We start from the raw sequence: 21,468 nt of genomic DNA on the forward strand, positions 1-21,468 counted from the left end.
TTTTCCTTCAACACTACGCATGCGTCAAATAAAATAACAGCATCATCAGAGGACCGCATGCTAAGAAAAACACTGATACTGACCAGCATTCTCACTTTAACTGCTTGTAATAGTGATCATCGTGATAATCAAACGCATAATCCCACTCCAACGCCGACACCACCGGCCTATGTTGAACCTGAAATTATTATTGTCGGACATCGAGGCGCCAGTGCCTTGCGTCCTGAACATACCTTGGAGGCTTATCAAAAAGCCATTGAGGATGGTGCAGATTTTATTGAGCCTGATCTGGTTCCAACCAAAGATGGTTATTTGGTTGCTCGTCATGAAAATGAAATTGGCGGTACGACCAATGTCAGTGAACTGCCACAATTTGCAGATCGTAAAACCACCAAAATCATTGATGGAGTCAGCTTAACAGGCTGGTTTACCGAAGACTTCACCTTAAGTGAACTGAAGCAGCTGAAAGCCCGCGAACGTATTCCAGATATTCGGCCACAAAACACTCAATATAATGATCAGTTTTTAGTGCCGACGATAGAAGAAATTATTGAACTGGCTGATCAGCACTATCAAAAAACAGGAAAAATTATTGGGCTGTATATTGAGACTAAACACCCAACCTATTTCCAGGATTTAAATCTGGCCATGGAAGACCGTTTATTGAGTAGCTTGGCGAAATATGAATATTCGCGAAGTATTGCCCCGGTCTATCTACAATCTTTTGAAGTTAAAAATCTGCAATATCTACGCAGTCAGCTAGATCGTTTAAACACCTTGCAACATGCAAAAATCATTCAGCTCTACAGCGGACAGAGTTCTCAGCCTGCTGATGCACTAAAAGCAGGTCTGGGGACTACTTATGGTCAATTGGCCAGTGCAGAAGGACTTAAAACGGTTGCGCAATATGCTGATGGTGTGGGACCAAGTAAAACCTATATCGTCAGTAATCAGGGAGTAATCACCAATTTTGTGAGTCTGGCACATGCACAGGGCCTGAAAGTACATCCTTATACCTTGCGCCCAGAAAATGAATTTTTACCTGATCGCCTCGATTGTAGTCCAAATCCTGCTGAGAAGTGTGAAACAGGGGCGTTGGCCGAGTTTGAAATCTTCTTTAAAGCCGGTGTTGATGGTGTCTTTACAGATGATCCTGGACTAGGACGTCAGGCTGCAGACCTGTTTTTAAAACAGTAAAAATTCTCATATATTAAAAAAGACGCGGCATGCGTCTTTTTTCTACTCTCAAACAAAACAGCCTATACGATATGCTCAAAATTTACGGTAATGCCCATCAGTAAATGAATTAACTCGGCCTGTGAATTACACTGGGTTTTTGCATAAATATTTTTAAAATAGGTTCGAACGGTACTTAAACTGAGCTGACAATATTCAGCGATCTTTTCTAAATCATGCTCATTAATAAATAACTCGCATAACTCAATTTCCCGGTTTGACAAGTGATATTGCTGTTTTAAAAAATCTGCAGCTAAATAATATTTTTGCTCGGTTTCAGTCACAAAAACAGCGACATAGGCCTGTTCTGGTAGTCCTTCAGTATTCTTTAGCTGGCTTAAATTAAAAGGAATAATGGTGAGCATTAATGTCGTCTGATCTGGAGCAGACAAGGCCATAACCCCACCCGGCTCTTTGTTCCATTGACTTAAATTCGAACCTGCCCCCTCAATGAGCTGATCGAGTTTGGCCTGAAAGCCGCGGCCCACTTTTAAATGATTATAACGGTCCAGCTCAATCAGGCTGGAGCGATTAAGAATTGCTTGAGCCTTTTTATTAGAATAGATCAAACAGGACTGCTGATCGAGTAGCAGCACGCCCGTTTTTAAGTGATCTAAAATATGGCCTAAAGCCAGTTTCTGCTGCTTGGCCTGACAAAGCTGCCGATGAATTTGTAGTGCCCGGCGTAAATGCTTACCGATCCGCTTAAGAAATTCATGCTCTTCCGGACTATAAGGCTGAGCATCGGGCACCCGGTGAATACCCAAGACCGCCCAACGATGTTGCCCCTGATCGAGTAAAACAGCTGCGATATGACAAATCCCGGTTGGTTCCAGACAGCGCTCATAAAAGATATATTCATCTGTGCCCGGCATCTGGCCATACGACTGCAAGTTTTGCTCAATGGTATCCCCCACCCCGGTTTGCTGCCATAACGGCGCATGCAGTTTCATATCAATGACTTTAATCCGTTCATCCTGATAGGCATCAATACAGGCTTGCGGAATGTTATAGGTATGCACAAAGTCATAACTTGGACTTAACTGGTCCAGAGCGGTAAAAATCGCGGTTTTACTGTTGGTGTAGTGCACAATGGCTTCAATTACTTGCGGCCATAAACGCGTATCCATCGCGGCATCATAAATTAACCCAATGATCTGGTGTTCTTGTTCTTTCATCTCTCCCCCAGCTTAATCATTAAGCCCTACCAATTTAATACAAAAGCTCATCATACATTTAATTATTTTTGAACCATTTATCTATTTCTTACTTTTTTATGCATTAAGTTTAGTTTTACTGTATTGTGTTTTTTATTGGCCTTCATATAAAAAAATCCCCGCAATTGCGGGGATTTTTATGATCGAATGACCAGCAGATGTATTACATCATGCCGCCCATACCACCCATGCCGCCCATGTCAGGCATTGCTGGTTTTTCTTCCGGGATTTCAGTGATCATGCACTCAGTTGTGAGCATTAAGCCCGCAACAGATGCAGCATGCTCAAGTGCAGAACGGGTTACTTTCGCTGGGTCAAGAATACCCATTTCAAGCATGTCGCCGTATTCACCAGTTGCAGCGTTATAACCGAAGTTACCTTCACCATTTTTCACAGCGTTGATCACAACAGATGGTTCATCACCTGCGTTTGCCACGATTTGACGAAGCGGCGCTTCGATTGCACGGCGCAGGATGTTGATCCCTACGTTTTGGTCATCGTTGGCACCTGTTACACCGTCAAGTGCTTTGGCAGCACGTACCAGTGCAACACCACCACCAGCAACCACACCTTCTTCAACTGCAGCACGAGTTGCGTGAAGTGCGTCGTCTACGCGGTCTTTTTTCTCTTTCATTTCAACTTCAGTTGCAGCACCGATCTTGATCACTGCTACACCGCCTGCCAATTTAGCAACGCGTTCTTGAAGTTTTTCTTTGTCGTACTCAGAAGTCGATTCTTCGATTTGCGCACGGATTTGTTGAACACGCTCAGCGATTTGGCCTGCGTTACCCGCACCATCCACAATCACGGTATTTTCTTTAGATACAGTTACTTTGTGTGCAGTACCTAAGTGTTCAAGCGTTGTTTGGTCTAACTGCATACCGATTTCTTCAGAAATCACAGTACCACCAGTTAAAATCGCGATGTCTTGCAGCATTGCTTTACGACGGTCACCGAAGCCAGGTGCTTTCACCGCACATACTTTGATGATGCCGCGCATGTTGTTCACAACAAGCGTTGCAAGCGCTTCACCTTCAACATCTTCAGCGATAATTAATAATGGCTTACCGGTTTTTGCAACTGCTTCAAGAACCGTAATCAGTTCACGGATGTTGCTGACTTTCTTGTCTACCAGCAGGATGAACGGGTTTTCAAGTTCAGCAGTGAGCGTGTCTTGTTTGTTGGCGAAGTATGGCGAGATATAACCACGGTCAAACTGCATACCTTCTACAACGTCAAGCGCATCTTCGAAGCCTGAACCTTCTTCAACAGTAATGACGCCTTCTTTGCCCACTTTTTCCATTGCTTGCGCAATTAAAGCACCTACAGTGGTGTCAGAGTTTGCAGAGATCGAACCCACTTGCTCAATTGCTTTAGAATCAGATGCAGGTTGTGCAGTTGATTTGATTTCAGCAACTAGAGTTTTCACCGCGATGTCGATACCACGTTTCAAGTCCATTGGGTTCATACCCGCAGTCACTGACTTGATACCTTCGTTCAGGATAGCTTGCGCCAATACAGTTGCAGTTGTGGTACCGTCACCTGCGATGTCATTGGTTTTTGAAGACACTTCACGAACCAGTTGTGCACCCATGTTCTCGAACTTGTCTTTTAAAGTAATTTCTTTCGCAACAGAAACACCATCTTTAGTGATGTGCGGTGCGCCGAAAGAACGGTCGATCACCACGTTACGGCCTTTAGGACCTAACGTTACTTTCACTGCATCTGCAAGAATGTTGACACCCGCAATCATTTTGCTACGAGCTGAATCACCAAATTTTACGTCTTTAGCTGACATGATTTACTCCAATTTTAAATCTTAACTAAATCTGATAACCATTGAGTTAGTGAGAAATTAGCCTTCTAAAACAGCTAAAATGTCAGACTCTTTCATAATAAGCAGTTCTTCACCGTCTACTTTTACAGTGGTGCCGGCATAGGTACCAAACAATACTTTATCGCCAACTTTCACATCTAATGCGCGTACGCCATTGTCTGTGATTTGACCATTACCAACTGCAATGATTTCACCCTGAGCAGGTTTTTCAGCAGCAGAACCTGGCAATAAAATGCCGCCAGCAGTTTTTGTTTCTTCTTCGACACGACGAATTACTACACGGTCATGTAATGGACGAATGTTGCTCATAAATAACTCCATCAGACTAAGTCTTCGTTAGATAACTGATGACGACTTATTTATTCCTTTGGTCATCATCAAAATGAATTTTAGATGTCACTTTTGTGGGGATGGAAAAAAACGCTTCAAGGGGAAAAATGAAAAAAAATCTGTTTTTTGTCTTTTTTTTCGCCAGCCATCAGACCACTGTCGCTTTATTCCCCATATTTCTAATACGGTTCAAATTTTTGTGTGCGTTCATTAAAAAAATAGGCCTGAATTTCACCGCTGTCATGAATCACATTAAAGCTGTTATTAAAACGATGATGCAGACGATAAGACAGCGCCGTGCCGGCATGAATATCCAGCACCGGATGACTGGCCTGCAAATGATAAATCTGGTTTAAATCATAGACTGCGGACTGATGCAGATGACCATGCAACAGCCCGAACAGGCCATGCTGACTCCAGCTTTCCAGCGCCATTTTGCCAAGCATTGGACAGTCTTTTACCCCATGCGGATCATCCGGCGGGGTATAAAACGGTTGATGCGCAGCAATCAGCTTGATTTTATGCACCGGCGCCGCGGCCAGAATCTGATCGACCAGCTGGATTTGCGCCAGCGAAATATGCCCGCGGGTATGGTAACGCCGCCGGATACTGTTTAAACCAATCAGAAAAAAATGCTCGGTTTCCAGCACAGTTTCCATCTTGCCAAAAAACAGCTGATAACGCGCAAATGGATTAACAAAACGGGTCCATAAATCGAATAGCGGAATATCATGATTGCCCGGCACCACCAGATACGGCCGCTCCAGGCTGTCGAGAAACTGCTTACAGTCATAAAACTGTTTAAAACGCGCACGCTGGGTTAAATCACCACTGACCACTATCGCTTCAGCCTGATGCTCCAGGCAAAATTGCCGGATGGCTGCCATGCAGGCCGGCTTTTCGGTGCCAAAATGCAAATCAGACAGATGCAGAATCATAAGGCACCATCATATTTAAGGCATTTTTTTCCACTGTGACTATTAGCGGTGGTCGCATCCGGACAATTTCACCATCAATGGCCACCTGCATGGTTTTTAGTTGTGCATGAATCACCACCTGATCTGCAGCAAAAGTATATACATCGGGCGCTTGTTCAATTTCCCCTTTCACCAGCTGCCATAAAATTTTAAACAGGGTCAGCTTATCGCTTTTCGCCACCACAATGCCGGCCACCTTGCCCTGTGCCACCGCTGCAGCAATACGCAAATTCATCTCCGACAATTGCAGCTGGTTATTGCCAAAAAATACCAGCGGAGTTTTCACCGGAAACAGCTTGCCATCGACTTCAACTTTTAATTTCAGCTCCTTGCGATGGCGAATCATTACATCCAGACCGGAGGTATAGGCATGTAAAGGAAAACGGCCCAGATAGCGGTTATACAGCTCCCGTTTCTGGATAAATAAAGGATACAGCCCCAGGCTGGCATTGTTTAAATAGATGTGTTCATTGATCCGCGCGATATGCGCCTTGCGTGGCCGGCCGGTTGCAATCACATGCGCAGCCTGAATAATATCCACCGGAATATCAAATACGCGGGCCACATAGTTAAAGGTACCTAAAGGTAAAATGCCCATGGGAATATCGGTATAAAGCAGTTTGGCGGCCACAGCATTCAAGGTGCCATCTCCTCCTGCAGCTACCACCACGCCATAATTGTCCGGGTCCTGATGACGCAAAAATACCTGCGCCATTAACTCATCAAAACTGGCATACTGTTCGATATCAAAGGACTGGATTTCAAAACCGTATTGGGAAAAAATCTGAATCAGCTCTTCATATACCTCGGTTTTATGGGTCGCATGAAAGCCTGATTTTTTGTTATACACAATAGACAATGGCTTGAATTGTTCAGACATTTTGTCCACATCTTTAAAGCATTTGTTCTAATTTCAGCCAATTAAGTGGAAATTTAAAGCACCTTTATGTAAAAATCGAATTACCACCATTTATTTAATCAATAATGATTCTCAGAAAAAATTTAGATATAAATTATTGTTTTAAAAAGAAATAAATAAATTAAATAATATACATAAATATAAAAAATAAATAAGACCAGCCCTTATTTAAACATTATCTTTTTGTTTTTTATAAACTTATTATTTAGATTGCATTAACTACCAAAATAATTCCTTTAGTCCTTTAGTCTTATTTTTTTCGTCATTTTGTGCTTTAATACAGCCACTTTTTTTTCATATTTCATCTGAGCGGTTCATTTCATCTCTCAGATTGTACTTTGTACAACAGTTTGTACACATTTTAGATAGGCCTCACCATGACCCAAGTGAACGCACCAGAATTCGTTCGTCACCCTAAGCTTATTGCTTGGGTGGAAGAGATTGCTAAATTAACAAAACCAGCAAAAATTGAATGGTGTGACGGTAGCGCAGAAGAATATCAACGTTATATCGACTTGATGATCGCTAACGGCACAATGCAAGCGCTTAACCAAGAAACTCACCCTGGTTCTTATCTTGCAAACTCTGATCCTTCTGACGTAGCTCGTGTTGAAGACCGTACTTACATCTGCTCTGAAAACCAGGAAGATGCCGGTGCGACCAACAACTGGGAAGCGCCTGCAGTAATGCGCGAAAAATTGAACGGTTTATTTGACGGTTCAATGGCAGGTCGTACGCTGTATGTGGTTCCATTCTCAATGGGTCCACTCGGTTCACACATTGCACACATCGGGATCGAGTTAACTGACTCTCCTTATGTTGCAGTAAGCATGTCTAAAATGGCTCGTATGGGTAAAGCTGTTTATGACGTATTAGGTACAGATGGCGAATTCGTTCCATGTGTACACACTGTAGGCGCTCCGCTTGCCGAAGGTGAAAAAGATGTTGCATGGCCTTGCAACAAAGAAAAATACATCGTGCACTATCCAGAAACACGTGAAATCTGGTCTTACGGTTCAGGTTACGGCGGTAACGCATTGTTAGGTAAAAAATGCCTGGCATTACGTATTGCATCGTTCATGGGTCGTCAACAAGGCTGGTTAGCTGAACACATGCTAATTCTTGGCGTAACCAATCCTCAAGGCGAAAAACACTACATCGCAGCGGCATTCCCATCTGCATGTGGTAAAACCAACTTCGCGATGCTGATTCCACCAGCAGGTTATGAAGGCTGGAAGATTGAAACTGTAGGTGACGATATTGCCTGGATCAAACCAGGTGAAGATGGTCGTCTATACGCAATCAACCCTGAAGCTGGTTTCTTCGGTGTAGCACCTGGTACAAACACCAAAACTAACCCGAACTGTATGGCGACGCTGCACAAAGACGTGATCTATACCAACGTTGCTGTGACTGACAATGGCGAAGTATGGTGGGAAGGTCTTTCTAAAGAAGCACCTGCAAACCTGACCAACTGGAAAGGTCAACCACATACTGGCGAAGAAAAAGCAGCGCATCCAAACGCGCGTTTCACCGTATCTGCAGGTCAATGTCCTTCAATTGATGCTGACTGGGAAAATCCAGCAGGTGTTCCAATCTCTGCATTCATCTTCGGTGGTCGTCGTGCAGACACAGTGCCTCTAATTTCAGAAGCATTTGACTGGGTTGATGGCGTGTATAAAGCGGCAACCATGGGTTCTGAAACCACTGCTGCTGCGGTAGGTCAACAAGGTATCGTTCGTCGTGACCCATTCGCAATGCTGCCATTCGCGGGTTACAACATGGCGGACTACTTCTCTCACTGGTTAGAAATGGGTGAGAAAGTGGGTGCGAAAGCTGAAGCTGCAGGTAACAAACTGCCTGGTATCTACAACGTGAACTGGTTCCGTCGTGATGCTGAAGGCAACTTCGTATGGCCTGGTTTCGGTCAAAACATGCGTGTACTTGAGTGGATCATTGACCGTTGTGAAGGTCGTGCAGATGCTGTAGACACTCCAATTGGCCGCGTTCCAACTTACGAACAGCTGAACTGGACTGGTTTAGATTTCTCTAAAGAGCAATTTGAAACTGTGACAGCACAAGACAAAGATCAATGGATCAAAGAACTGGAAAGCCACACTGAGTTATTCAATAAACTGGGTGAGCGTTTACCAGAAGCATTGAAAAAACGTCAAGCCGAGCTTTTAGAAGCGGTTAAATCTGCTTAATTGCTGATTAACATGAAAGAGGTCGCGAAAGCGGCCTTTTTTATTGCCTGCCTATACACGCTACATTTTACCGGCAATAAATTTCAACACATCATTGAGGAAAGCAGTCGTCCCTAGGTCAGGCTTTTATGGCATACTTGAAAGTATAAATTAGAGATCATGAGCCATAATAGCAATGCACAATACTTATAAACTTTTAGGACTTGCCTGTACGGTTACCCTGCTCACTGCCTGCCAGAGTGGGCCACGCGAATTTAATGGCAATGTCGGTTATCAGATCGAAAGCCGCACTGACAGCACAGCCACCCTGGCTTACACCCTTGCAACACGCAACAATCAGCAATTAGATGAACAGCGCCTACAACGTGCCTGCCAGAAAGTGCTGGCCAGCAATAAAGTCTTTAAATTAAATATTCTCAGCGTCAATGAAATTGCCAACCCGGCGGCCGGTAATAATCTTACTGCTCCAGGACGTCAAATTGGCGATACCCGTGCCACCTTCAGCCTGTCGAATACCCCTGGCCTGCACAGCAGTGAAAATCCGGCCACACGTGATGCCCTCACTGCCCGCCCAAGCACTTTAACTGTGGTGCGCTATACCTGCTCTTAAGCTTCTGCAAGCCAATAAAAAAGACGCTGTTTACAGCGTCTTATAAAAACTGACATTACGAAATTCGGGCGACTCATCTAAATCGGGCCAAGTGGTGGCACTACGCTCATCCAGCTTTTCATATTTGGGATGGCTAAAGTTTTTCACCCGGCTGTCCGCCACCCACACTTCTGGGGCAAATTTTAAAAACTCATCCAGGAAAAAACGGTTGCATTGATCGTATAGCACATCCGCTGCGAGTAGTACATCAACCTGCTCGGCTTTGTAGAGATCATCCAGATATTCCAGCTCGACGCCATTAAGTTCGGCATTGGCCCGACAGGCATCCAGACTGACCTGATCAATATCACAGCAGATCACCCGTTTAGCACCCGCCATTTTGGCAGCAATGGCCACCACACCTGAACCTGCGCCAAAATCTAGCACTACTTTATCTTTCACATGATGCGGCTCAGCTAGCAACCACTGTGCCATCGCCAATCCTGAGGCCCAGCAGAAAATCCAGTACGGCGTATCATTCCAGATCCGGCGGATCACTTCATCATCGAGTTTATCGGTGGGAAAAACCGGCGGAATCAACCAAAGTGAAATCGGTGTTTCAGGCAATTGCTGTGCCTGCAGTTCACAATGTGGAATCACATCATGCAAAGCACTTAATAGATGTTCAGGGGCTTTAGGAAATTGAAAGGTGCAGCTCATTGGGTTTTTATTCTTTATGTATTTCAGCAAAAATCTGATGTTAGAGGTTTTACCCTCATCCCAACCTTCTCCCTGAGCCGTATACGGCGCAAGAGAAGGAGTATCCATTATTTTTACAATGAATTTTCCCTCTCCTGAGCAAGATTTAAAGCACTGCTTTTAAATCGAAGCGCAAGAGAGGGTCAGGGAGAGGTCAATTTATTAACCCAAAGCCTTCTCAGCCGCTTCTACGGTTTGACGAATCAAGGTTGTAATCGTCATCGGACCAACACCACCTGGCACTGGTGTGTAAGCAGAAGCGATGTCTTCGATACCAACGAGTTGGATATCACCAACACCGCCGCCTTCACGTGGGTGGAAGCCCGCATCAACGACCACTGCACCTGGCTTAATCCAGTCTTTCTGAATCAGTTCAGCTTTACCAACTGCGCCCACAATAATGTCTGCCTGCTTCACGAATTCAGCCAGGTTTTGTGTGCGTGAGTGGCAGGTGGTTACGGTTGCATTGGCTTCTAGCAGCATCGCCGACATTGGTTTACCCAGAATAGCCGAACGACCAACCACCACTGCATGTTTACCCGCGATTTCGATGTTGTTTTCTTTCAGAATAGTCATGATGCCCGCTGGTGTTGCCGAACCATAGGCCGCTTCACCCATCGCCATACGACCATAACCCAAACAAGTCACACCATCGACATCTTTTTCAAGTGAAATGGCATCGAAGCAGGCACGCTCATCAATTTGTGCCGGTACCGGATGCTGTAACAGGATACCGTGTACATCAGGATTGGCATTGAGTTTTTCAATTTCAGCCAGTAACTGCTCAGTGGTGGTTTCCTGTGGAAGCTCGATTTTTAAAGAGTCCATACCGACACGGCGGCAGGCATTCCCTTTCATACGTACATAAGTTGCAGATGCACCGTCGTCACCTACCAAAATAGTCGCCAGAATTGGGGTACGACCTGTTTTCGCCTTTAATGCTTCTACGCGTGTTAACAAGTCAGCTTCAATTTGCTTTGCTAATGCACGACCATCCAAAACTAATGCCACGGCACATCTCCAAATGTTGATAGGAATCAATTTTGCAAATAATACATGATAATTTAGGCAATTTTCTTTCATATGCCGAATTTATGTGCATATGCGCGATTTATAGTATTGTTTTTTTTCCAGAGCTTGCTAATATGTGCATCACCAAGACGTGGCGGGGTGGCAGAGTGGTCATGCAGCGGACTGCAACTCCGTGGACGCCGGTTCGATTCCGACCTCCGCCTCCAATCTTGGTAAAAATGCCCGAGTGGTGAAATCGGTAGACACAGGGGATTTAAAATCCCCCGCCCTCAAAGCGTGCCAGTTCGAGTCTGGCCTCGGGCACCATTTTAACAGATCTTAAAATGGTGCAGTAAAGAATCCAGCGTCAAGCTGGTTTTTTTATGCCTGCAATTTAGCTTCTGCGTTGACCCTGTCCATGACCCCACAACAGCCCCTGCTTTTTCTACAACAGCTACAACAACACCATCCGGCTGCATTTAAACGCAATTTTCTGCTGTATGGCGCAATAAAAATCAAAGGCATGCTGGATGAGTGGAAAGAAATCCTCCCCTGGGTGCTGGCCCTGCTGATTTTTATTCCGCTGTCGATGGTCCTTGCAGATGTGATTCAGCAGCACTTGCCACAGTTTGATGCCGCACAAAGCAAAAGTATGGCAATTTTAGCGCTCATGTTGCTGTTGATGCTCACGACACCCTATGTGATTTATCAACTCAAACACAGTGCAGCGGCCTTATATCGCATGCTCCGCCATACCCCAATCAAACTGGCGATCGTGATTTTAGTGCAGGCGCTAAATGTCTATTACTGGCAAAGCGTGCTATTGCAAGGGATACTGTTCTTTTTTGCCCTGAGTTTTGGCTTTGTACGTTTTTATAAAGAAAACCTGTTTCGTCATGAGGCTACACCAGAACAGCAATACTGTTTGCAGCAGATTCGCCGTGCAGCGTACTGGTCATATCGTCAGCTTCGTAATACCCACCTAAAAATGTACTTTTATCCCAAAAGTTCGGCACGCTATGCAGACCTGGCGGTACAGCGGATGAAATATGCCAATCTGCATCAGCAAATCATACAGGTTGAACACAAGTTTGCGCAGCAGATTAAATTTATTGATCTGGACAGTTATCTCAACGAAATCAGCCAATAAAAAAACCGGGACAATCCCGGTTTTTTATAGAAACAGGGTTTAAGCACTGGCCGGCAGGTCTTTAATTTCCACCAGAGCCGGCGTGTATTGCAGACGGTGATAACGCGCATCATCCAGTTGATAATCTGCTGCTTTGACCGTGTTCACGAATTTCCACTCGGCCAGCATCTCATCTGCCGTAAAGCTGACGGTCAGATAACCTCGCTGATTCAGGTTGCAATAACTCAGCTCATCAATCAGGGTATTAAAGGCAAATTCAAATTCGTACAGCTTGGCCGCCGGAATCTGCAGATATTTTTCCATCCCCGGAGAGGACACCGAACTGGTGGCCAGCTCCACCCCGACAAAGTTCTGCTGGGCATCATACAGCTGTGCAGACCAGGCATTATGAGTATCGCCCGCCAGCACCACCACTTTTTTACCCAGTTGACCCAATATGCTATACAGTGCTTCACGCTCGTAAGCATAGCCATCCCAAGCATCCAGATTATACGGCACCACGGTCAAAATACGGGCCTTTTCCTGTGCGGTTAAAGTGGGATCGCCCTGTAAATAACGGCTTTTCAATGTGACCAGTTCTACCAGCATCCGCTCGACATTGGCCAAGGTCTCTACGGTTGCCTGACCACTGGTGATTTGCCCGAGCACCTGCAAGATTTCCGCCGGAATCAGCATTTTCGCCATCAGCACCTGTTGCCCCAGCACATTCCAGGTGGCTTGAGATTGAGTCAGCTGCTGGGCCAGCCAGGCAAACTGAGTACGTCCAAGCAAGGTACGGTTAGTGTCAGTTAAATCTGCGCTAAATCGGGCGGCATCCAGACCGGTCGCGGTTAAATAATGGGCATAATCCAGCTGCTTGTGACGTGCTAGTACCCGCGTATCCAGCATATTCAACTGCACCAGCTGACCGAAATTGAACTGGCGGTAAATATTCAGATGGTCATTTTCAGAGACCGGACGAATTGGCATCCACTCAAAATAGGCCTGCAATGCAGCCAACTTGCGTGCAAAGAAATCACCTTCGTTGTCCTGATGATTCTCCGCCCCTTCCATCCAAGTGTCATTGGTTAGCTCGTGGTCATCCCAGATTACAATAAACGGATGACGCTGGTGCACTGCCTGCAAATCGGCATCCCCACGATACAGAGCATAACGCTTGCGATAATCATCTAAACGGATAATTTCCTGATTGTTATCGGCGGCCAGGGTACGTCCCAGTTTTTCTGCATCTTCAGTGGCATAACCATCGGCGCCATATTCATAAATATAATCACCCAGGTGGATGACCACATCCAGATTTTCCTTGGCCATTTCCTTATAGACATGGAAATAACCGGCCGGATAGTTAGAGCAAGAACAGACTGCAAACTTTACGGCAGCGGTATCAAGCGGCAAGGTTTTGGTCTGGCCCACCAGTGAGCTTTGTGCGCCATAGCGGAAACGGTAGAAATAGGTCTGATTGGCTTCTAAACCGTCTGCATCAACTTTGACGGTAAAGTCCTGCGCCTGTGTGGTCAGCACTTTGCCCGTATTTACAATGTGCTGAAACGCCTGATCGGTCGCGATTTCCCATTGTACTTCCAGACGCATGGCCGTATCTTCGGGGCTAAGACGGGTCCATAGAATCACCCGGTCTGCCAATGGGTCACCACTGGCCACACCATGTAAAAATTGTATTTGTGGCGCATCAGGAGATGAATGCTCTGGATCATCATCGCCACAGGCAGTTAAGCTGAGTGGCAAAGACAGTGCCCCAAAACCTGCAATGGTTTTTTGAATCAGTTCGCGACGGTTCATGTGCGTTGTCATACGGTTTTCCTGTTGTTTTTATTTGCACTACCTTAGAAAACCGAGGTTTAGCTTTGATCTCATTTTGATGAAAAAATGATGACAGTCGACATCCAGCCTGCTTCGAGTTTAGGCTAATACAATGATTTGCTTGAAAAGAAAGCAATTGTAAGCAAATTTACTTGCCAAGTTTTCCATCCTCCTCTATTATTGCGCACATGCCCGAGTGGTGAAATCGGTAGACACAGGGGATTTAAAATCCCCCGCCCTCAAAGCGTGCCAGTTCGAGTCTGGCCTCGGGCACCATTTTAATAGATCTTAAAATGGTGCAATAAATTACCCAGCGTCAAGCTGGTTTTTTTATGCCCGAAATTTAATAAAACAGATTGAATAGAAAGAGAAGAAATATAAAAAGAAGAATGAAATATCAGGTCACCCTACTCACCTTGCCAAGCTGTTTTTCAAGCATTTATGCCGCCGATGAATCAAGCATTTAATATGATCAAGAAACGCCCGCACAGCAGAGCAACACACTGAGTAGGTCGTGCAGGTAGATGAGAGGACTAAAGCATATCCGAAACAGAGCTGCTATTTACTGGACACCCTGTAAGATTGAGCGATGGAATCATCTCAAACCCAGATCATTCCATCATAAAAAAAGAGAGCGGCTTACCACTCTCGATTGGATACCAGTTCTTCCATTTCCAGCTCGAAATAGCCGGCATCTTGCAGCACCATCATCATCGCTTCGGCAATATAATCTGCCGCAGTATCATCCAGTGATGAATCCAGATCTTCAAATTGTGGTTTCATCTTGTTGATAACGTTTACCGTTTCATGTGCGAAGTGATAAATATCCGCCTCGGATAAATTCGGCTTGGCGACTTTTTTCGCAAACTGTTCAATGGACTGTTTGATTTCAGCGACCAGAATATCGGGATAATAGTCATCGTCAAACATGGGGAGAAGTAAATCTGTAAACATACAGGCACTCAAAACTACAAAAGGTCAAATTCAAGACAGGCTATATAGCACAAAGCCCCTGAAAAGCCAAACTGAGCGAGATTTGAATACCTATATGATATAAAGCAGGCTGGTATAGAGCAGCCCTTAAGCCAATTGCATCGCCTGCCAGATTTTAATGGCATCGGCGGTAGCTTTCACATCATGCGCGCGCACCATACAGGCACCCTGCTGAATACTCAGCAAATGCGCAGTAGCTGAACCAACTGCACGTTGCTGTGGCTCTGCGGCATCCAGCACACTGCCAATAAAACGTTTACGCGACAAGGCAGATAAAATTGGATAACCCATGTCAGTCAGTTTATGGAACTCATTTAGCAATTGCAGATTTTGCTGGGCATTTTTGGCAAAACCAAAGCCCGGATCAATCATAATGTTTTCAGCCTTGACCCCGGCATCCAGTGCATCCTGAACCCGTTGCGAGAGTTCACGAATAACATCTGTAGTGACATCTTCATATTGATCCAGATTATTCATGGTGGTTGGCTCACCGCGCATATGCATGATGATCACCGGAATATTTAATTCAGCTGCGGTTTCCAGCGCCTGAGGACGGGTTAAAGCCCGCACATCATTCCAGATATGTGCACCGGCCGCTACTGCTGCACGAATCACTTCCGGCTGTGAAGTATCAATTGAAATCACCACATTTAGTTTGGCCAGCTCCTCGACCACAGGCACCACCCGGCGGATTTCTTCCTCAATTTCCACCACCGCTGCACCGGGACGGGTCGATTCACCCCCCACATCAATGACGGTAGCACCTTCAGCAATCATCTGTTTGGCACGGGCAATCGCCTGCTCTTTTTCATTGTGCTGCCCCCCGTCACTAAACGAGTCCGGGGTTACATTCAAGATTCCCATCACATGCGGCTGAGACAGATCCAAAGTTAAAGCTCCAAAGCTCCATTGACGCTGCGGTAATGGCATCAGCTGCATGTTTTTATCCTCATTCACAATAAGGCAAATATTGTCTTATGGATAATTCAATAAAGTAAAGCCTTAGATAGCAAACTGCGGCTTATTTGCATATTGCAGCAGCTTGCACGGTCGCCTTAATTTCACAAAAGGGATCATTTTTTTCGTCCGACAAAACAGCTGATAGATCCCCTATTGAAGACAGGAGATCATGACTGACCCTGATAACGCCCCGGCCGATGATTGAGGGCCAAAAAGATACCCATAATCACCGCTGCCAAGATAGACCACAACACCTGCTGATATGGCATCACCCCAAAAGCCAATGCAACGACCACACAATCAATGGCCATTTGTACCTTACCCGCACTAATGCCAGCTTTATCTTGCAAATACAGCGACAAGATGGTGGCGCCACCCAAACTCGATTGATGCCGGGCCAAAAACAGAATACCGGTTCCCAGCATTAAGCCGCCAGCAATCGCGGCAAAAAGTGGATGCAAATAATGAATGTCCAGATATTGCGGCACAATATAGGTCAATAAAGAAAGTAAGGCCACACAAATAAAGGTTTTCAGCGTGAAGCTTTTGCCCAGTCTGCGCCACGCAAACCAGTAAAATGGCAGATTAATCAGGAAATACAGCAAACTAAACGACCAGCCAGTTGCATAGTGCACCACAAAGGCAATCCCTGCGGTACTGCCGGTCAGCAGACCTGCCTGTTCATACAGAATTAGGGTAATTCCGACAAACAGCGTTCCTGAGAACAGTGCTAGGCTGTCATCCATATAACTATGTTTAAGCGGATGCATCGATGGTAGAGGTGCAGCTTTTAGCGCGCTTGGATTAGATTGGTTATTCATGTTGAGAATCCCCTGTTCACCCTGTACTTGTGGTCTGTGGTGAATAGCATGTGTGTGCTTGTGGCACGTGGTATTTTTATTGCGTTTTTAATATGACAAAGGATAAAAATTTCTACAATCTTTAATTGTTGTCTTTTCTCCTGTCCGGGTTTATGGCTTGCATAGACCTTTCATCTAACCAATTGGGTCAGGTACCGATAAATACATGCAAATTTCATGCATAAAAAAACCACCCGAAGGTGGTTTTCTTAAAATATTCTTAGTTGGCTGGCAATGGTGGCGGTGTGCTTGGACCATTGCTTGGGGTTACATCAATCACCGGATTTTCTGCAACATATACTTTTGGTGGCTGTGGTTCACGACCTTCCATAATGTCACGAATCTGCTCACGATCAATGGTTTCCCAATCCATCAGCGCTTTTACCATAGCATGGGCAATATCTTTGTTGTTTTCCAGGATATCCCAGGCCACTTTATATTGCTCATCCAGAATGCGGCGCACTTCACGGTCCACTTCCAGCTGCGTCGCTTCAGAAATGGTCCGGCTACCCAGGCTGCCCATGAAGGATTGCTGTGAATCATCTTCATAAACCATCACACCTAGTTTGTCCGACATACCGTATTTGGTCACCATGGCACGCGCCATTTTGGTTGCACGCTCAAAGTCGTTCGATGCACCGGTAGATTGCTGATTAATGAAAATTTCTTCAGCAATACGACCACCAAACAGGATTGAAATTTCTTTCAGCATCTTGTCTTTGTAATGGCTGGTCTGGTCAAACTCAGGCAACTGCCAGGTTACACCCAGCGCCCAACCGCGCGGCATAATCGTGACTTTATGCACAGGATCCGTACCCGGCAGCATTTCTGCCACAATGGCATGGCCTGCTTCATGATAAGCCGTCGCACGACGTTCTTCTTCACGAATCACCATTGATTTACGTTCAGGACCCATGTACAGCTTGTCTTTGGCGTCTTCAAAGTCATGCATGTCGACCGTGTTCTTGTTACGACGTGCAGCAAATAGCGCTGCTTCGTTCACCAAGTTGGCCAACTGTGCACCCGAGAAGCCCGGTGTACCACGTGCAAGGACTTTTACATCCACACCTGTGGTTGAAGGCAATTTTTTCAGGTGAACATTCAAGATTTGCTCACGACCTTTAATATCGGGTAAGCCCACCATCACCTGACGGTCAAAACGACCTGGACGTAATAAAGCTTTATCCAGTACATCGGCACGGTTGGTTGCAGCAATGACAATAATACCTTCATTACCTTCAAAACCGTCCATTTCGACCAGCATCTGGTTTAAGGTCTGCTCACGCTCATCATGACCACCACCGGTACCTGAACCACGGTGACGACCGACCGCATCAATCTCGTCAATAAAGATAATACATGGCGCGTGGCGTTTCGCCTGCTCGAACATGTCACGGACACGAGAGGCGCCCACACCCACGAACATTTCTACGAAGTCAGAACCTGAAATACTGAAGAATGGCACTTTAGCTTCGCCAGCAATGGCTTTTGCCAGCAAAGTTTTACCGGTACCCGGAGGACCAACCATTAACACGCCTTTCGGAATGGTTGCCCCCAAACGTTTAAATTTGGCCGGATCTTTCAGGAAGTCGACAATTTCAACCACTTCCTGTTTGGCTTCATCACAACCTGCAACATCGGCAAAGGTTACTTTAATCTGGTCTTCAGACAGCATTTTCGCTTTGGACTTACCAAAGCTCATTGGGCCGTTTTTACCACCTGCACCGCCACCCATGTTGCGCATAAAGAACATGAATAACAAAATGATTAAAAGTACAGGGAAACTAGCAATGAGTAGTTGCATCAACAAACCTTGACGTTGAGGTGCAGTACCTTCAACAACAACGTTGTTTTCAATGAGGCTCGGCATGAGTTCAGGATCTTGAACCGCCGGACGAATACTTTCAAATGGTGAGCCATTGGCTTTTTCACCACTAATTCTTTCGCCATCAATTGTAACTTTTTTAATTTGACCAGCATCCACCGCCGCAACGAACTCGGAATAGTTCATTGACGTTGGCTTATCACTGCCATTGATGTTACTGAAAATCAGAATCAGTACACCAAGTATAATTAGCCACAATACGGCATTCTTGAAGAGATCGCTCAAAGCTTTATTCCCATATCAATCTAATTTGATCATGCCCTTTACAGGGTGACCTTAATGTTAAAGCTGAAGATCAGCCTACAAAACTCTTAAAAACGTACAAAATGCACAATTTTTAACGGCTTGGCAAGTAAACTTTATTTGAATGCCTTCTTCCGGCCCTGTCCGATCAAAAACACTTCTTTCGAACGTGCACGAGAAGCTGCCGGTTTTGCAGTCTTTAATACATCGAAGCTGTCGACGACCTGTTTGCGAAATTCATCGAAGCCAGAACCCTGGAACACCTTCACAACAAACTGTCCGTTTGGCCCCAGCACTTTTTGCGCAAAGTCCAAAGCCAGTTCACATAAATAGATTTGTCGTGGCTGATCTACCGCTCTATTACCTGATGTATTGGGGGCCATATCGGAAATTACAACGTCTACAGTCCGGCCATTTAAAATATTTAACAATTTTTCAAAAACTTCTTCCTCACGGAAGTCACCTTGCAGGAAGGTCACATCTGGTAAGGCATCCATAGGCAAAATATCCGATGCAATCACCAGCCCTTTGTCACCGACCAGTTTGCCGGCAATTTGCGACCAGCTGCCGGGCGCAGCACCCAGATCGACCACCGTCATGCCGGGTTTGATAATTTTATATTTTTCCTGAATCTCTAGCAGTTTATACGCAGCACGCGCACGATAACCTTCCTTCTGGGCTTTTTTCACGAAAGGGTCATCCAGGTGCTCTCTCATCCACGCACGACTACTTTTGGATAATTTCTGGTTGGTAATGCGTGTTGCCATAACTCTCTAAATATTAAAAACCTTCTAATTTATAATTGTACGTGAAAATTGCCGCGCTTGCAGTACAGATGTGTAGTTAAATGGACCTAGAGGGTGTGATTTTTTCTATTATTTGCATCGATTATTTGCGCAGATTTTACAGCGTTTCAAATTGGGATTTGCTATACTAAGCCGTTTTTAAAATCAGGTTATTTTTATGGCGGCTTTATCTATTCAGGAACGCAAGCGTTTACGTCAAATCGGTCATGCACTCAATCCGGTTGTGATGATTGGCGGACAAGGGCTTACTGAAAATGTCATTGAAGAAACCACGCGTGCGTTAAACGACCACGAACTGATTAAAGTGAAAATTGGCGGTGAAGACCGTGAAGCACGTGCAGCTGTAATTGAGGCAATTGCAGAAGCGACTGGTGCAGAAGTGGTACAGACCATTGGTAAAATTGCCCTGCTGTATAAAAAAGCCAAACCGCAAAATCCAAAATTATCGAACCTGGTTCGTCACGCGCATCTGGCAAAATAATTTTTCCTTATGGCAAGTTATGAACTGAGTGCTTTTGATCGCCGTTTTCAGGCCATCTCCCTGGTCGGGGCGATTGAGCAGCAAAGCCCGTTTAACCTGAATATTGGTTACTGGCTGCGTGATCCGAACCAGTATGTGCAGTGGCCCGATCTGGTGTCTGCGCATCCGCGTCAGGATTTTCTCTGGCAGAACACCTGTTTTGAAGTGTTTATTGGGGTTCATGGGGAAGATTTTTATCGTGAAATTAATCTTTCTCCATCTCAAGCCTGGCAGGCCTATCAGTTTGAGGAATATCGCTATCCGGAAGATATGCCGCCGCAAGCCGCCTATGATATTGAGCTCAACCAGCTGAAACGCACCCATTATGGACTGAATGTCAGTCTGGACTTGGGCGAATTCATGGCCAAGCATAAATTAAAGTGGTCGGATCTGTTCATTGGTTTAACTGCCGTGTTAAACACTTCTGAAGGTGAACACTATTACGCCATGCAGCACAGCAGCCCACAGGCCGATTTTCATAACAAGCGCGATTGGCTGCATCAGTTCTAGGCATTATGTCTGAACTAAAACGCAGTATAAAAAAAGTGAGGCACATGACCTCACTTTTTTATTGCCTGCATCGCACGCACCCGCTACAACACGCCTTAGCTTTTAAGGGTGGTGTCGGTTTCAGAAGCAGGTGCCGCCTCTTTTGCTGGTACAACTTTTTTCCAGGTTTCCAAGGTATGTTCTTTGGAGCGCTTGAAGGTTTCAGTTAACTGGTCTTTATGCTTGACTGAAATCTGGCTGACATCGGCTTTAAGCTCTTTGCCAATTTTATTCAAATCTTCAATCACCGCATTAAACTCGGTTTTCACGAACTCTTTCAGTTCACCAAGATCTTTTTGTGAGCTGCCAAAATGCCCCTTGAGCGATTCAATTTTCTGCAGTAGCTCCTTCTTGAGCTGACTGAGCTGCTCCTGCACGCTGCCATTAAATTTTTTCGCTTCGGTCTGCAGTTTTTCCTGGGTCTCCCCGACTGCTTCAGTAACCTGCTGCTTGGCCTCTTGCGCTGCCTGTTCAAGCTTTTCAGTGCCTTCTGCCACCACGTCTTTTAAGGAGTTTTTAGCCGCTGGCTGTTTTTGTTCTGCTGTCATTGCCGTTCACCCGCCTGTTATTATGAAAGACCACAGCATAGTAGAAACAGATAA

Annotated in this window: 20 protein-coding genes and 3 tRNA genes; 9 read left to right on the forward strand and 14 right to left on the reverse strand. The window is 45.4% G+C overall.

What is annotated here, in order from left to right; all coding sequences use genetic code 11:
* Positions 1–57 precede the first annotated feature (57 nt).
* On the forward strand, positions 58–1,197 hold the full coding sequence (locus FTT63_RS01010) for a glycerophosphodiester phosphodiesterase (RefSeq protein WP_180191899.1): 1,140 nt from the start codon (positions 58–60) through the stop codon (positions 1,195–1,197).
* A gap of 62 nt (positions 1,198–1,259) precedes the next feature.
* On the opposite strand, the gene FTT63_RS01015 is transcribed toward FTT63_RS01010, so the two are convergent.
* From FTT63_RS01015 to FTT63_RS01035, 5 genes are all read right to left on the reverse strand, one after another.
* A complete protein-coding gene (locus FTT63_RS01015; RefSeq protein ID WP_163146040.1) occupies positions 1,260–2,414 on the reverse strand; it encodes a LuxR C-terminal-related transcriptional regulator in 1,155 nt (384 codons plus the stop codon).
* Between the two features lie 202 nt (positions 2,415–2,616).
* Complete coding sequence (gene groL / locus FTT63_RS01020) at positions 2,617–4,251, reverse strand: chaperonin GroEL (RefSeq protein ID WP_127798938.1); 1,635 nt, start codon at positions 4,249–4,251, stop codon at positions 2,617–2,619.
* Between the two features lie 57 nt (positions 4,252–4,308).
* On the reverse strand, positions 4,309–4,599 hold the full coding sequence (gene groES / locus FTT63_RS01025) for a co-chaperone GroES (RefSeq protein WP_004810787.1): 291 nt from the start codon (positions 4,597–4,599) through the stop codon (positions 4,309–4,311).
* 200 nt (positions 4,600–4,799) lie between these two features.
* Positions 4,800–5,558, reverse strand: coding sequence for a metallophosphoesterase (locus FTT63_RS01030; RefSeq protein ID WP_180191900.1), 759 nt, complete (start codon positions 5,556–5,558; stop codon positions 4,800–4,802).
* The gene (locus FTT63_RS01035; protein WP_180191901.1) at positions 5,539–6,477 is read right to left on the reverse strand and encodes a diacylglycerol kinase family protein; all 939 of its coding nucleotides are present in this window, start codon (positions 6,475–6,477) and stop codon (positions 5,539–5,541) included. Before FTT63_RS01035 ends, FTT63_RS01030 begins: the two co-directional genes overlap by 20 nt.
* 416 nt (positions 6,478–6,893) lie before the next feature.
* Here FTT63_RS01035 and FTT63_RS01040 point away from each other — a divergent pair, with 416 nt between their 5' ends.
* Together FTT63_RS01040 and FTT63_RS01045 are read left to right on the forward strand one after the other, a co-directional pair.
* Positions 6,894–8,723 (forward strand): phosphoenolpyruvate carboxykinase (GTP), encoded by a 1,830-nt coding sequence (locus FTT63_RS01040; protein WP_005176337.1) that lies wholly within the window; start codon positions 6,894–6,896, stop codon positions 8,721–8,723.
* Positions 8,724–8,898: 175 nt separating this feature from the next.
* Positions 8,899–9,333 carry a hypothetical protein gene (locus FTT63_RS01045; protein ID WP_168381648.1) on the forward strand — a complete coding sequence of 145 codons (435 nt, stop codon included), beginning with the start codon at positions 8,899–8,901 and terminating at the stop codon, positions 9,331–9,333.
* Positions 9,334–9,363: 30 nt separating this feature from the next.
* Here the strand turns inward: FTT63_RS01045 and FTT63_RS01050 are convergent, their stop codons facing one another.
* Both FTT63_RS01050 and folD read right to left on the reverse strand, forming a co-directional pair.
* On the reverse strand, positions 9,364–10,032 hold the full coding sequence (locus FTT63_RS01050) for a methyltransferase (RefSeq protein WP_180191902.1): 669 nt from the start codon (positions 10,030–10,032) through the stop codon (positions 9,364–9,366).
* Positions 10,033–10,233: 201 nt separating this feature from the next.
* Positions 10,234–11,082, reverse strand: coding sequence for a bifunctional methylenetetrahydrofolate dehydrogenase/methenyltetrahydrofolate cyclohydrolase FolD (folD, locus tag FTT63_RS01055; protein ID WP_005176331.1), 849 nt, complete (start codon positions 11,080–11,082; stop codon positions 10,234–10,236).
* A gap of 153 nt (positions 11,083–11,235) precedes the next feature.
* Between folD and FTT63_RS01060 the strand changes: the two genes are divergently transcribed.
* The 3 genes from FTT63_RS01060 (at position 11,236) to FTT63_RS01070 (ending at position 12,232) form a co-directional block, all read left to right on the forward strand.
* Positions 11,236–11,309: transfer RNA gene (locus FTT63_RS01060), tRNA-Cys, on the forward strand.
* Positions 11,310–11,323: 14 nt separating this feature from the next.
* A tRNA-Leu gene (locus FTT63_RS01065) sits at positions 11,324–11,409 on the forward strand.
* A 91-nt stretch (positions 11,410–11,500) separates the two neighbouring features.
* Positions 11,501–12,232: a hypothetical protein gene (locus FTT63_RS01070; RefSeq protein WP_180191903.1), complete on the forward strand. Its 732-nt coding sequence runs from the start codon at positions 11,501–11,503 to the stop codon at positions 12,230–12,232.
* 39 nt (positions 12,233–12,271) lie between these two features.
* Here the strand turns inward: FTT63_RS01070 and FTT63_RS01075 are convergent, their stop codons facing one another.
* A complete protein-coding gene (locus FTT63_RS01075; protein ID WP_180191904.1) occupies positions 12,272–14,041 on the reverse strand; it encodes an alkaline phosphatase in 1,770 nt (589 codons plus the stop codon).
* Positions 14,042–14,240: 199 nt separating this feature from the next.
* On the opposite strand from FTT63_RS01075, the gene FTT63_RS01080 reads away from it, so the two are divergent.
* A tRNA-Leu gene (locus tag FTT63_RS01080) sits at positions 14,241–14,326 on the forward strand.
* 363 nt (positions 14,327–14,689) lie between these two features.
* Here FTT63_RS01080 and FTT63_RS01085 read toward each other — a convergent pair.
* The 5 genes from FTT63_RS01085 to rlmE form a co-directional block, all read right to left on the reverse strand.
* Positions 14,690–15,004: a DUF5713 family protein gene (locus FTT63_RS01085; RefSeq protein ID WP_045796482.1), complete on the reverse strand. Its 315-nt coding sequence runs from the start codon at positions 15,002–15,004 to the stop codon at positions 14,690–14,692.
* Between the two features lie 126 nt (positions 15,005–15,130).
* Positions 15,131–15,982 carry a dihydropteroate synthase gene (folP, locus tag FTT63_RS01090; protein WP_160243446.1) on the reverse strand — a complete coding sequence of 284 codons (852 nt, stop codon included), beginning with the start codon at positions 15,980–15,982 and terminating at the stop codon, positions 15,131–15,133.
* Between the two features lie 188 nt (positions 15,983–16,170).
* Complete coding sequence (locus tag FTT63_RS01095; RefSeq protein WP_104471726.1) at positions 16,171–16,824, reverse strand: YitT family protein; 654 nt, start codon at positions 16,822–16,824, stop codon at positions 16,171–16,173.
* A gap of 259 nt (positions 16,825–17,083) precedes the next feature.
* Positions 17,084–18,973 carry an ATP-dependent zinc metalloprotease FtsH gene (gene ftsH / locus FTT63_RS01100; protein ID WP_005176319.1) on the reverse strand — a complete coding sequence of 630 codons (1,890 nt, stop codon included), beginning with the start codon at positions 18,971–18,973 and terminating at the stop codon, positions 17,084–17,086.
* A 134-nt stretch (positions 18,974–19,107) separates the two neighbouring features.
* A complete protein-coding gene (gene rlmE, locus FTT63_RS01105) occupies positions 19,108–19,758 on the reverse strand; it encodes a 23S rRNA (uridine(2552)-2'-O)-methyltransferase RlmE (protein ID WP_005176316.1) in 651 nt (216 codons plus the stop codon).
* Between the two features lie 196 nt (positions 19,759–19,954).
* Here rlmE and yhbY point away from each other — a divergent pair, with 196 nt between their 5' ends.
* A complete protein-coding gene (yhbY, locus tag FTT63_RS01110) occupies positions 19,955–20,278 on the forward strand; it encodes a ribosome assembly RNA-binding protein YhbY (protein ID WP_005176314.1) in 324 nt (107 codons plus the stop codon).
* A 9-nt stretch (positions 20,279–20,287) separates the two neighbouring features.
* On the forward strand, positions 20,288–20,827 hold the full coding sequence (locus FTT63_RS01115; protein WP_075167187.1) for a DOMON-like domain-containing protein: 540 nt from the start codon (positions 20,288–20,290) through the stop codon (positions 20,825–20,827).
* A gap of 95 nt (positions 20,828–20,922) precedes the next feature.
* Here FTT63_RS01115 and FTT63_RS01120 read toward each other — a convergent pair whose 3' ends face one another.
* Positions 20,923–21,414 (reverse strand): hypothetical protein, encoded by a 492-nt coding sequence (locus FTT63_RS01120; RefSeq protein ID WP_160243447.1) that lies wholly within the window; start codon positions 21,412–21,414, stop codon positions 20,923–20,925.
* Positions 21,415–21,468: the final 54 nt, after the last annotated feature.

Origin of the sequence: Acinetobacter sp. C15, assembly GCF_013420645.1 — a bacterium.
GTDB lineage: Bacteria > Pseudomonadota > Gammaproteobacteria > Pseudomonadales > Moraxellaceae > Acinetobacter > Acinetobacter indicus.

Excerpts from the sequence above, each read along its gene's own strand:
- groL (WP_127798938.1), bottom strand. The coding sequence starts at position 4,251 with ATGTCAGCTAAAGACGTAAAATTTGGTGATTCAGCTCGTAGCAAAATG.
- FTT63_RS01085 (WP_045796482.1), bottom strand. The coding sequence starts at position 15,004 with ATGTTTACAGATTTACTTCTCCCCATGTTTGACGATGACTATTATCCC.
- FTT63_RS01040 (WP_005176337.1), top strand. The coding sequence starts at position 6,894 with ATGACCCAAGTGAACGCACCAGAATTCGTTCGTCACCCTAAGCTTATT.
- FTT63_RS01115 (WP_075167187.1), top strand. The coding sequence starts at position 20,288 with ATGGCAAGTTATGAACTGAGTGCTTTTGATCGCCGTTTTCAGGCCATC.
- FTT63_RS01075 (WP_180191904.1), bottom strand. The coding sequence starts at position 14,041 with ATGACAACGCACATGAACCGTCGCGAACTGATTCAAAAAACCATTGCA.
- rlmE (WP_005176316.1), bottom strand. The coding sequence starts at position 19,758 with ATGGCAACACGCATTACCAACCAGAAATTATCCAAAAGTAGTCGTGCG.
- FTT63_RS01035 (WP_180191901.1), bottom strand. The coding sequence starts at position 6,477 with ATGTCTGAACAATTCAAGCCATTGTCTATTGTGTATAACAAAAAATCA.
- yhbY (WP_005176314.1), top strand. The coding sequence starts at position 19,955 with ATGGCGGCTTTATCTATTCAGGAACGCAAGCGTTTACGTCAAATCGGT.
- FTT63_RS01015 (WP_163146040.1), bottom strand. The coding sequence starts at position 2,414 with ATGAAAGAACAAGAACACCAGATCATTGGGTTAATTTATGATGCCGCG.
- FTT63_RS01045 (WP_168381648.1), top strand. The coding sequence starts at position 8,899 with ATGCACAATACTTATAAACTTTTAGGACTTGCCTGTACGGTTACCCTG.
- FTT63_RS01010 (WP_180191899.1), top strand. The coding sequence starts at position 58 with ATGCTAAGAAAAACACTGATACTGACCAGCATTCTCACTTTAACTGCT.
- FTT63_RS01070 (WP_180191903.1), top strand. The coding sequence starts at position 11,501 with ATGACCCCACAACAGCCCCTGCTTTTTCTACAACAGCTACAACAACAC.
- groES (WP_004810787.1), bottom strand. The coding sequence starts at position 4,599 with ATGAGCAACATTCGTCCATTACATGACCGTGTAGTAATTCGTCGTGTC.
- folP (WP_160243446.1), bottom strand. The coding sequence starts at position 15,982 with ATGCAGCTGATGCCATTACCGCAGCGTCAATGGAGCTTTGGAGCTTTA.
- FTT63_RS01120 (WP_160243447.1), bottom strand. The coding sequence starts at position 21,414 with ATGACAGCAGAACAAAAACAGCCAGCGGCTAAAAACTCCTTAAAAGAC.
- FTT63_RS01050 (WP_180191902.1), bottom strand. The coding sequence starts at position 10,032 with ATGAGCTGCACCTTTCAATTTCCTAAAGCCCCTGAACATCTATTAAGT.
- FTT63_RS01095 (WP_104471726.1), bottom strand. The coding sequence starts at position 16,824 with ATGAATAACCAATCTAATCCAAGCGCGCTAAAAGCTGCACCTCTACCA.
- FTT63_RS01030 (WP_180191900.1), bottom strand. The coding sequence starts at position 5,558 with ATGATTCTGCATCTGTCTGATTTGCATTTTGGCACCGAAAAGCCGGCC.